The organism is Arthrospira sp. PCC 8006 (assembly GCF_046480465.1).
In the GTDB taxonomy this organism is placed as follows: Bacteria; Cyanobacteriota; Cyanobacteriia; order Cyanobacteriales; family Microcoleaceae; genus Limnospira; species Limnospira platensis.
On sequence record NZ_PKGG01000167.1, the window covers coordinates 1 to 11,864 of the forward strand.

9 protein-coding genes and 1 rRNA gene are annotated in these 11,864 nt (G+C 42.6%); 3 read left to right on the forward strand and 7 right to left on the reverse strand.

The window, feature by feature from the left end:
- From B9T16_RS20045 to B9T16_RS20060, 4 genes are all read right to left on the reverse strand, one after another.
- Window positions 1-760, reverse strand: a 760-nt coding sequence (locus tag B9T16_RS20045) for a DUF262 domain-containing protein (RefSeq protein ID WP_410245595.1), incomplete at its 3' end; no start/stop codon positions are given.
- A gap of 20 nt (window positions 761-780) precedes the next feature.
- Window positions 781-1,674 (reverse strand): fructosamine kinase family protein, encoded by an 894-nt coding sequence (locus tag B9T16_RS20050; protein WP_006619645.1) that lies wholly within the window; start codon window positions 1,672-1,674, stop codon window positions 781-783.
- Window positions 1,675-1,783: 109 nt separating this feature from the next.
- Entirely contained in the window at window positions 1,784-2,680 is an 897-nt protein-coding gene (locus tag B9T16_RS20055) for an AEC family transporter (protein WP_035735190.1), read from the reverse strand.
- Between the two features lie 101 nt (window positions 2,681-2,781).
- Window positions 2,782-3,471 (reverse strand): vancomycin high temperature exclusion protein, encoded by a 690-nt coding sequence (locus tag B9T16_RS20060; RefSeq protein WP_014275422.1) that lies wholly within the window; start codon window positions 3,469-3,471, stop codon window positions 2,782-2,784.
- Window positions 3,472-3,746: 275 nt separating this feature from the next.
- On the opposite strand from B9T16_RS20060, the gene rrf reads away from it, so the two are divergent.
- Together rrf and nadC are read left to right on the forward strand one after the other, a co-directional pair.
- Window positions 3,747-3,863 (forward strand): 5S ribosomal RNA (gene rrf, locus B9T16_RS20065).
- 68 nt (window positions 3,864-3,931) lie between these two features.
- Entirely contained in the window at window positions 3,932-4,846 is a 915-nt protein-coding gene (nadC, locus tag B9T16_RS20070) for a carboxylating nicotinate-nucleotide diphosphorylase (protein ID WP_014275424.1), read from the forward strand.
- 2 nt (window positions 4,847-4,848) lie between these two features.
- Here nadC and B9T16_RS20075 read toward each other — a convergent pair whose 3' ends face one another.
- Entirely contained in the window at window positions 4,849-6,039 is a 1,191-nt protein-coding gene (locus B9T16_RS20075) for a class I SAM-dependent methyltransferase (RefSeq protein WP_006619641.1), read from the reverse strand.
- 200 nt (window positions 6,040-6,239) lie between these two features.
- On the opposite strand from B9T16_RS20075, the gene B9T16_RS20080 reads away from it, so the two are divergent.
- Window positions 6,240-7,439 carry a WecB/TagA/CpsF family glycosyltransferase gene (locus B9T16_RS20080; protein WP_006619640.1) on the forward strand — a complete coding sequence of 400 codons (1,200 nt, stop codon included), beginning with the start codon at window positions 6,240-6,242 and terminating at the stop codon, window positions 7,437-7,439.
- Window positions 7,440-7,490: 51 nt separating this feature from the next.
- On the opposite strand, the gene B9T16_RS20085 is transcribed toward B9T16_RS20080, so the two are convergent.
- The gene (locus B9T16_RS20085; protein WP_006619639.1) at window positions 7,491-8,432 is read right to left on the reverse strand and encodes a glycosyltransferase family 2 protein; all 942 of its coding nucleotides are present in this window, start codon (window positions 8,430-8,432) and stop codon (window positions 7,491-7,493) included.
- Between the two features lie 62 nt (window positions 8,433-8,494).
- Window positions 8,495-11,864: glycosyl hydrolase family 28-related protein (locus B9T16_RS20090; RefSeq protein WP_410245596.1), on the reverse strand; the 3,370-nt coding region annotated here is incomplete at its 5' end.

The window sequence follows — 11,864 nt, forward strand, 5'->3', positions numbered from 1 at the left end:
TCAAAAACTCGCTCACATCACCCCCTAGTTTTTGTAAACTTTGATCATCCTCATCAAAAAGCAGTACAAAACGCAATACTAATTCCATATGATACTGTTCTTCATAAAGCCTATCACTTAAAGCAATGCAGCCTTTGAATAAATCCTGATTTGCCAAATCATATATGAGATGATACAAATCTTTATTTAACATTAATAGGATACAGTTTCTGAGTTCTTGAGGGGTAGCAATTGAACCTCCGGTATTGAGCCGATGAAATAACTCATATTTCATCATTTGGTCACTTTCTTTTTCGACAATATTAACGGTAAATTTTGCCCGTTTAATTAACAATCTTTGTGTTGGTGTTAAAGAGTTTTTGGGGTCTTCGGGATGATTCCACATTTTCCCATTTAAAGAAGGCAGATATGTGGTAGCTTGTAATCTGAAATTTCTTTGATGTTCTTGAGATAAATCTGTGGGTTTCTTTAAAATACCGATAAACTCATAAATAGTTGATAGTCTCTGTACCCCATCAATAACATCCCAAATACCATCATCTCTTTGATTTACAAAAATTGCCGGAATCGGTATCCCCAAAAGTATGGATTCTATAAAAGTAGACTKTTGCTTATCTGACCAGCGGAAAACTCTTTGAAATTCTGGGTGTATATCAATTTCATCATGTTCATATAGGCTGATTAACTCCCCAATAGACATAGAGTAACTATCAGTTTTAATCTCTTGTCTAGTTTTATCAATTTCGGCTTGCAGAGACATAAATTAACTCTCCTAAATTGTTAAATACTTGAACGTAAAATTTGCTGAATCATCTGATTGGCTTGGGAACCATAACTGCCACCAAATAGGTTAAAATGATTCAAAATATGGTAGAGATTGTAAATAATTTTGCGGCGAGAATAACCTTTATCTAAAGGGTAAATTTGATTATAGCCCTGATAAAATGCGGGGGAAAATCCGCCAAATACTTCGGTCATGGCGATATCAACTTCTCGATCGCCAAAATAGGCAGCCGGGTCAAAAATGACTGGTTCTCCATCATGGGTAACAGAGGCATTACCCCCCCATAAATCCCCATGCACTAAAGCGGGTTTAGGGTGATGACCGGACAACAATTCTGGTATTTTGTCAAGGAGGCGATCGCTATTTTCAAAAGTTCCTCCCCGCCGTCTGGCGAGTTTCAGTTGATAACCAATGCGATGATCTCGCCAAAACTCTCCCCAGTCAGTAGTCCAGGTATTAATTTGGGGAGTTGATCCGATCGTGTTGTTGATATCCCAACCAAACTGTTGATATCCCCGATAGTCTGGCGGGGGAGTCCACTGGTGTAGTCGCGCCAATTGTCGCCCCATTTTCTCCATAGCCTGAGAATTGCTACGACCCCCTAGCTCTAACCATTCTAGGACGATATAAGCAGAATTGCCAGCAGTACCCCAACAAATGGGTTTAGGGACGCGGATAGTTTGGGTTTCCCACATTTGTTTAACTCCCCAGGCTTCCGCTTCAAACATGGCAACCTGAGAGGCGCTATTGAGTTTCACAAAATAGCTGCGATCGCCATCATTAAGGCGATATCCCTGGTTAATGCAGCCACCACCTACAGAAGTAGGGTTATTAGCTGTAAAGGTGTGGGAGGTAGCAGTGGTTATGTGTTCGCAAATTTGATTCCACATGGTAATTTTTAGCGATCGCTTCAGGCTATATTTTAGATCAACTGTGACTCGGCTCTGAACAACCCCATGGGATTATCGGAATTTCCGCCATGAAATCGGGGGTCATATTTTAGGCGATCGCTTTAATTCCCCATAATACCAAAGGCAGAGTTAGGAACGATAATATAGTAGAAACTACCACCACGCGGGCGGTGCGTACTTGGTCGCCGCCAAATTCATTAACCATCAGAAAAGCCGTGATAGCTGTCGGCATAGCACTCTGTAAAATTAACACCTGTAAATCCAAATCACTGAGTCTTAATAGGGAACCCACACCATAGGCAATAATCGCACCACCGATTAATCTGAGAAAACTGGCTCCCACTTCATAAAGGCTAATTTTCCAGTGACTTTCGGCAATTTCTAACCCCAGCAATAATAAGCCGAGGGGAATAGCCGATTCCGCTACTAAATTCAATCCCTCATCAATATTAAAAGGCAATTTTATTGGAAGTGCGTAAAGTACCAAAGCCGCGATAATTGACCAAAATAGTGGTAATCTGAGGGTGAATTTTAAGGATGATTGCCAACCTTCCCCTTTGATGATAGCTGGCGCTGTGATTAAAACTACTAAATTCCAGGCGATTAAATAAACAATCGCCCTTTCTAGTCCGGCTTCTCCTAAAGCGAAGAGGGTGACAGATAACCCCATATTGCCAACATTTGATAGGGAGGTGGTGGCAATTAAACTTTTTTCGGTTGACCGAGACAGGTTTAAATAACGTGCGATCGCCCAAGCTACCAAACACAATGATATATAAGTCAAAATAAACCCTATTCCCATTCCTGCCATATTTTGGGGGGTAAGACTTGTCCGATATAGTGTATCAATAATCAGTATGGGAAACAGAACATACAGCAGCAGACGGGATATGGTTTGGCGATCTATAATCAGGGTTTTACCGGCAATAAAACCAATCAGAACAATGCACCCAACGGGGATAACAGCAGAAAATAAAGCAATCATCAAAGGTGGTAAAGGCTGCCAAAAATCAGCCAGATATGATCTGACTGCTATACTTTGGCGATAGTCTAACGCAACTCCAGACAATTGGGGAAGGTATCAGACTAATACATTCCCTCAAAGGGTCCTAGGAAGGTGGGTTTAGGGCGAAGAATATGGACTTGGACAACAGCTTTGACAACGGCTAGAAGTTCTCGCCGGGTATAGAATCGCATGGAATCATCCCGAAATTTGCCCCAGTCCGGTGTGCCAAAACCGATCGCATCAATCCCTAAACGATTGCATATATAGACCGCGCGGGGTAGGTGGTATTGTTGGGTGATTAGTACCGCCGTCTCGATGCCAAAAATTTCCCGGGCGCGATAACAGCTTTCGTAGGTACTAAATCCCGCATAGTCCAGGCGAATGTCGTTTGAGGGAACTCCTTGGTCGATCGCATATAGCTGCATGGCCACCACTTCGTTATATTCGGGAGTGCCATTGTCTCCGGTCATTAAAATCTTTTCAACCCGTCCCAGTTTGTACAGGTCGATCGCCCCCTGAATGCGATCGGCTAACATCGGTGTAGGGGTTCCATCAGCCCAAAGTCCCGCCCCAAAGACGATCGCCACAGGTTTTTCTGGAACATCGGCGATCTCAGTATAGCGACGAGTTTGGGTGAGCAAGTTAATATATAAGTTCAGCACAAATGGCGTGAGCAGTCCGCCAATAACTGATAACACCAATAATAAACGCCAGTGTATTATTAACCATTTAGGGAACATAGTTTGGATCTGAGCGTAGAAGTTCAACATTTTACCAAAAAATTGCAGTAGCCGGGGAGCCTAGCTGATTTTTATAATTTACCCCCCCAGTTGCCTAGTTTCGGCAACATTCCCGAAATATAAACTATTCCCAGATACGGGAAAAATCCCTGTGGGAGAGGGTTTGACATAAATTTGCCAAAAATTTGCTCAAAGGGGTTGACATATATCTGATAACCTACTACTATTATTAATTGTGCGAGGGAAACAAGCAAGAGCGACAGCGAGAGCGAGTTTCCGGCAACCTCGAAAGATTTTAAGTCTTTCCTGGTGTCTATGGCTCAGTGGAACCACACCGATCCATCCCGAACTCGGATGTGAAACGCTGAAACGGCGAAGATACTTGGCGGGTAGCTGCCTGGGAAAATAGCAAGATGCCAGGATTAATATAAACTATAGCTTCCTTCCAGTGATAAACGGAGGGAGGCTTTAGTTTTTAAGGAAAAATCCCATGAAGAAACCCAAATCAGCAATTTTACCGCCCTGGATAGTCCTAGACCCTCTGCTAAAACAGTGGTTAACGGAAGATATTGGTAGGGGCGATCGCACTACTGATGGTCTGTTGAGGGGGGAAAATTTATGGGGAACAGCCCATTGGGAGGCGAAAGCCCCAGGAATTGTGGCGGGGTTACCAGTGGCGGCGCGGGTTTTTCAACTGTTAAGCGATCGCCTTCAGGTGAAACCAACGGTTAAAGATGGCGATCAGTGCGATCGTGGACAAGTAATTCTACAATTAGAAGGACCCCTAGATGCTTTGTTGATGGGGGAAAGGGTAGCCCTAAATTTGGCAATGCGACTGAGTGGGGTAGCCACTTCCACAGGTGAATATGTCGATGCGATCGCTGATTTACCGACTCAACTGGTGGATACCCGCAAAACTACCCCAGGACTGCGACTGTTGGAAAAATATGCCATTCAAGTCGGGGGGGCGAAAAATCATCGCATGGGACTTGATGATGCGGTTTTGATTAAAGATAATCATATTTTGGCGGCTGGGGGTATTGAAAAGGCGATCGCCCTAATTCGCGAAACTATGCCTTATCCTCTGACTATTGAGGTGGAAACCGAAACTATTGAACAGGTGAAAACGGCGGTAAATGCGGGGGCGGATATTATCATGTTAGATAATATGTCCCTAGCTATGATGCAAGAGGCGATCGAGATTATTCGCCAGTATAATAGCCGCATTAAAATTGAAGCATCGGGAAATATTACCCTACAAACTATTCGCCAAGTTGCCGAAATTGGTGTTGATTATATCTCCACTAGCGCCACTATTACCCGTTCCCCCTGGTTAGATATCAGCATGAATTTGGGACCTGGAAACTTGGGGATTAATGACCCTTCCAAAATTAGAATGATTTAACCTCAAACATCACAGCGCACTTGACAGGATGTTAAACCCAGATCCTCTAGCATCTGGGTGATTTCCTGTTCATAAATAGGGTTCATAATAATCACCACATCTGGTTTATAGTCTACTAAAAATGCAGGAGGGACAATTTTTTGACCAGTTCCCGCTACATACATTCCCTGTTTGCGAGGGTTAATATCAACAACATATTCAATGGCTGTCTTGGCGGCTTTCATAAAGTTTAAGAATGTCACACCTTTGGAACCACTGCCCCAAATCACCACCCGCTGACCTTGATTAACCATATCTCCTAGTTTTTGTTCCCACTCTGATAACTTATCCTCAAACTTTTGTGAAAATTCAGCAATGGTGTTAGCTAACTGATTAACCTGTTCGGTTTCGGGTTTAATGGTGCTATGGGTATCAAGATTAGGCTGGGCTTCCAGACATAAAAATTGCCCTCGGAATTCCTCCGTTATTTGTTTAACCTCAAAACCACAGGATGAGAAAGCATAGCCTAGGCTGACGGGCGCAAAATAACAGCAATGTTCATAAATAATATCCCAAACTGCCAGATTACGAAAGATATCTAAGGCATTGGGAACCTCAAAGAAAATTCCGGTTTCTGGTTTATTTCCCACTATTTGTGCGAGGGATTTTAGCAGGTTTGTGGGGGTGGGTATGTGTTCTAATGTGTGGCGACAGCAGATAAAATCTCCTTGGTAATTAGCATATTTTTCCGAATATAAATCCTGAATAAATGTCAGGCGATCGCTAAATGCTTCATGGTCAGGTAAAGGCACATAAGTCGGGTCAAAACCGATGCCGCGATTGTTCCCTAATTCACACAATAGGCTAAGAAATTCACCTTTCCCACATCCAATCTCAATAATAATCTTTTCCTGTAAATTGTAGGTATTGATTAATCTGGTAGCTAAATTATGAGCATACTGCTGAAACCGAGGGGAAAAATCCAGAGCATTTTCATAAACTTGGGTATATTCTAAACGTTCTGGATCAAAAGCTATATTATCAATAAAACCGCAATCTTGACAAAAAGCCAGTTTCAAGTCGCCACGATTACAATTAATAGCCCCATCACGCTCCGACCATAATATATTACAAAAAACCGGAATATCCAACATTTCCCAAAATACTTGGCGATGTTCAGAACCGCATACCGGACAGATAGATTTTTCTAGCATAGTTAGAGGTGCTAATATTTACCTACTAACATATCATTGTCCTCATGATTTGCCTAGTCAGGTTTCCTAAGAAAGATACAAATCACAATCTAAGTTAATCAAACTTGATTTGCCAAAAAGCTATGGAGTCGATTATACTGGCAGTAAACCTATGGCTTGATTTTTTTTAAACTTAGTTATATTCAAGTTATATATCAACTATGAGCTTACCTATTCGCCAAGTTAAAGTTGTAGGATCTTATATTACAGCTCTCCAGTTCAGCGACCAAATCGAAACTATTTTGGAGTGGGGTTCTCGGCGACAAAGCCGAGTCGTTTGTGTAGCAAATGTTCATATGCTGATGGAAGCCTATTGGAATCCTGTATTTGCTCGGATCTTAGAAAATGCTGATATGGTGACTCCTGACGGAATGCCTCTAGTCTGGATGATTCGGCAAGTAGGTATTCCTCAAGACCGGGTAGCAGGAATGGATATACTCCTTAGTCTGTGTAACTTAGCACCTTTATATAACGTCAGCGTTTTTTTCTTAGGTTCTAAACCAGAAGTGCTGGAAAAAATGCAAACCAAGATGAGCCATGAATTTCCCCGTTTAAAAGTCGCGGGGTTTAAATCTTTGCCATTTCGCCCCCTGACTCCGGCCGAAGATGAGGCATTAATCCAAGAAATTCACAATAGTGGGGCGGGGTTAGTCTTTGTTTCTCTGGGATGTCCTAAACAAGAAAAATTTATTCATCAGCATCGCGGCAAAATTCGGGCTGTGATGATCGGAATTGGGGCGGTATTTCCGGTTTATGCTGGTTTTCAGACTCGCGCCCCAGAGTGGGTGCGAGAGTCCGGGTTAGAATGGTTTTATCGATTAGTTCAAGAACCCAATCGTTTGTTTGGTCGCTATGCTAAGACAATTCCGCCGTTTATGTTATTAGCAACTAAACAACTATTAACTGAGTATCATTGGTTAAACCGGGTTAAAAAACAATACTCGGAAATTCCTAGTAATGTATTGATTGAATCGCCTAGGGGTTTAATTTATCGACCTGTGGGGCGTGTCTTACAAAGGGCGGGTTTACTTTCCCCAGATCAAGTACAGATGGTTTTACAAACTCAGCGAGTCCGAAAAAACCTGCGTTTTGGAGACATTTTAAATTCTCAAGGTTTACTGAAACCGGAAACGATAGAGTTTTTCACGGAGAAGTTACCAGAATTAGCTCTTAACAGAGAACAGCATCCTTTAGGATACTATTTAAAATCAGCGGCTTTATTAAATGAAAAGCAAATTGATATGATTTTAGAAAACCAACATAAAACCGGACTCAAGTTTGGAGAAATGGCTATTAATAAGGGATGGGTTAAACCGGAGACTGTGGACTTATTTTTAGAGTTTATGGAACCGGAAATTTAATTAATAGGTTATGAGCATCAAAGGGGGAAAGTCTTTGATGGCTTGAGCCAATTAAGTATTTTGGGTTTTTTGGAAATATACACTAGGGGCTTGGACAGCAGCTTGCATCAACTCGAAACCCAGCCTTTTCCACTTCCAAGAGACCCACCTACCCATTTGACCATAGCAATATAGCTTTTCGGAAAATTTGATAGGAACCCGATTAATCACTTTGATATATTCCCATAAAAGCGTCCAATTTGTGAGTGCAAACTTTCTAGTTGTCTGAGAGTTATACCAATTCAAAAGAGCCACATTACCAGCATCTTTACGGATAGCTCGTGAGGTTTGGGAATGATACCTGTAAAAGAATAGATATTCAGGAATTTCATAAAATTCTCCCCGCAGTGCCAACTCAGCTGCCAAAGGTAAATCCGCCCAAATATAATCCTCAATCAACTTGGTTTTTTTCAGCACATCAGAACGAATCAAGCCAAATACCATAGCTGACATATATCCGCGCTCATACCAAATATCATGATACTTTTTAAATCTTTCTATAACTTTGGGAGAAGATAGATTTAAAATATCAGCATGAGATTTCAGCGGATTTCCTTGTTCATCAATCCAGTATTCTTGAGGGTAACACAAAACAGTAGACGGGTGAGTATCCAAGGCTTCTACACAGCGTTCTAAAAACTCGGGAGCATATAAATCATCGTGTGCTGCCCACTTAAAATATTCAGCGGTAGACAATTCAAAAGTTCGATTATAATTTTTAGCAGCACCCAAATTTTCAGGATGGCGATAATAACGGATACGCTTATCCCTAGCGGCATAATCTCGGCAAATTTCCTCGGTCCGGTCTGTGGAAGCATTATCACAAATAATCAGTTCAAAATCATCAAAAGTCTGAGACAATAGACAATCTAAAGTTTCCTTTATAAAATTTTCCCCATTGTAGACAGGTAGACCAATGCTAACGCGGGGATGAGGAGGATAAGTTTGTGCCATGTTTTACCTGTAGCCTCTTATGTGAACAACCGTCAATAAACCAGGAATGCTGTAATTAGGGATTACACATAGACAAACGAGGAACTATTCAAACTGATATTGTTGACTCCTTGCACAATACCAATAAGTTCATCAGTAACATCACCTTTATAGAAGATAGCCAACCCAGTAGGTAAACCTTGGGGACTATCTGCCAGGCGATAATCTTCTGAGCTACCGTGAAGCTGAATCACATCATTGTTAAAATCAGTAATCAGAGCATAATCTTGCCAACCGGGTTGGTCATCAATGCCATCATCATAGTAAACAGAATTACTATCACCTAAGACAAAGGTATCAAAACCGCCATTTCCTGTCAATATATCTATTTGTTCGCGTCCCGGAGTGGCGGAATTCGGGTCTGTTCCATTCAGCCAATCATCGCCTTGAGTACCAACTATGGTATTAACGGGAACGCGATTTAAAGAGGTAGAACTGTAGTAGCCAGGAAGTCCCACAGTTCGTCTGGTTTCCAGGTTCTGAATTTCCTCTACTCCGACAGCGGGTAAAGGCTCACCCTTGAAAGTTCGGAAACTGGCTGCGACATAGCTTAGAGAGGATTCATTATTAATAAAAACGGGGATATCTCCAAATTCTCCATGGAGGATATAAGCGCCCAAAACTTCAGTTTTTCCACCATTAACAGTCTCAACTAATGTCCCCTCATCCTCAGTTTTGTAGCCAAGAATCCACAAATTACCGCCATCATTCTTAATGCGGGGACTGTGAATATTCTCTGGGTTAATCTGACGTGCCCAAACATTTTGATTAGTGAAAGACCAAGGACCGCCACTGATATCTTCAATATATAAATCCCCAGTTCCTTGACTGGTATTAAAATACTGATTAATAATCATATTGGACATAACCATAGTCCGATCGCTGTCTTGAATAAAGGTAATATTTGGKGCTTCAAAACGCTCCACAGAGACGACATCGGCACTGCCATCAGCGACGGTAATTGTGCCACTACCTAGAATAGTAGCTTCAGTGCCAATAAAGCGCTGTAGATTATTTCTTAACTGAAGATTACCACCAATATTCCATACCCCATTAGGTAGGTAAACGGTACTAGCACCAGAATCGATCGCCGCCTGAATTGCCAGGGTATCATCAATGCCATCATTAGGTAAACCACCAAAAGCCAAAGGACTGACCCAAACAGATAAATCATCCCAAGGGACTAAGGGAGTCGGCAAAACTTCCAGTTCAAAAGCCTGATTGGGAGCATCAAATAGGGTATTAAAGCCACCATGCGCCATCCACTCAGCCACATAACCATCAGGTTGAGACAAGTTACCTCGTCCATTATCATCCTGTCGAATAGCGAGTTGATAACCAGAGGTATTGATATTATTAACATACATCCCTTTTTGATTATAAATAGCTGGTTGAGTGGCGGCTGCACCGACCCCGGTTAAGTTAGCATCCATAATCGTAAAATCACTGGAACCATTGGGCATATTCCAAATGACGGGAACGGCATTAGTGCTTTCTAAGTCTCGCACAAACAGAGTTTGATTAAAATTCTGCCAACCATAAACATTTTGATTAACAAGTTTAACGCCTTCGAGTGTTTGAGTAGCGGTAGGATTCCAAGTCCGAATACCGACATCAAATCCGACGACTTCGACATCCTTAACCAGTAGAGGTCCATTTTCATCGGTAGCGAGATCAAGACCGATCGCACCTTGTCCATCACGGGAAACTATGCGAACATTATTGAGAGTCCCCTGGTTGTTGGCGATAAAATTAATAGCGATCGCATCTGGGTTTCCCTGACCCACATCAACAGTCAAATCCCTGATACTATTACGGAACCGTTGAGCGGGTGGATTTCCGGTATCAATAACGGCAGTATCAAAACCCAAATTATCTTGAAGTCTAATAATAGTGCGATCGCGGCTTTCACCCTGAAGAATATTGCGCTTTTGACTACCAGGGTATGTAATCTGACCACTAACATCATAAACCCCATTAGGGAAGTAAATAATCCGATTTTGACCCGCATTCTCATTAATAGCCTGCTGAATAGCGGCAGTATCATCTATACCATCATTAGGAATCGCTCCATAATCCCTAACATCAACCACACCCGCATCAGCCGGGAAAACAATATTTTGAGTTGTATTAGCGCCAAAATCAATAGTAAAACTACCCAAGGTGGCAGTTGGGACAAAATTACCCACCACATCACTAACGGCATTGGGTTCCATGATGACCGTATAAGTTCCGCCGTCGGAGACATCCCAAACGCCGCCAGAAGGTGCAATTTGATAGGTAGCATTCCGGGTGTTTCCATTGTCCTCACCGTAGACACGCACCAAACTAGCCAGTTGCTGAACCCCTAATGGTCCTATAACCCGAATATCGGCATCATCCAAAGTAGATTCTTGAATTTCCCAGTCATCAGAGTAGCTAACCGTGAAAGCATATCCGGTATCACTACCCAAGATAGGAGTCAAATCAGGAGCCAGTAAAGCCGCCGTTGGAGGTAACAGGTCGGGGGTATCTTCTGGAATAATGGGGGCGGCTGTATTGAAAAAGTAATCCACCTGGGAGGTAAACGGCGGAGATGATGAACCTCCCGCATTTCCCGCAAATAACCCCACCTGTTGCACTTGTAAGGCTTCCGTAAAACTCCCGGCTGTCGTCCAACTCACACCATCAGGGGAATAGTTGAGAGTCCATACATCCCCTTCTCGGTTAACTTTCAGGTGTCGGGCTTGTCCGGGTTGTACCCCCATACGAATCATAGACCGGGAACCACCGTTACGGGTTGAAGCTGCAAATAAGGCTAAACCTGAATTAGTCTTAAAGACATCAAACCTGACCCAGTTACTATCATCTTGTTCTACCAAAATCCCCTGTATTTGCTTATCTAAGGCGGGGTCGGCAGCAAATTTGATTTCTAACTCAAAATCTTGGTTTTGAGCGGGCTGCATGAGTCTGGAGGCGCTACGGTTGCGATTCCACATATCAGTAGCACCGGGAACTGATAGTTCTACATAAGCATCTGGTGTACCAGTTCCGGTGAGTAGGTAGGAACTATTATTGCTGGGACTGATAAAATTCCAGCGGGGGTCTAGGCTGTTGGTGTTGAAGTCGTCGGACTCGAAGGCTAAGTCTAACTCGGAAACGGTGAGGGAGACGGTGGCTGGGTTAGAGATAGCGCCATCATTATCTTCTACGGTATAAGTAAAGCTATCCGTACTGGTAGATGAACCGTCATGGCTATAGGTGATTGTTCCGTTAGGGTTAACGGTGATATTACCGTAGTCTGGTAAATCAACTACYGTGACGGTATCTGGGATTAAAACACCATCAAGGTCGCTATCRTTATTAAGGACGTTAATGGTAACGGWGTTTCCGGTGCGGACYGTTGCTTTATCA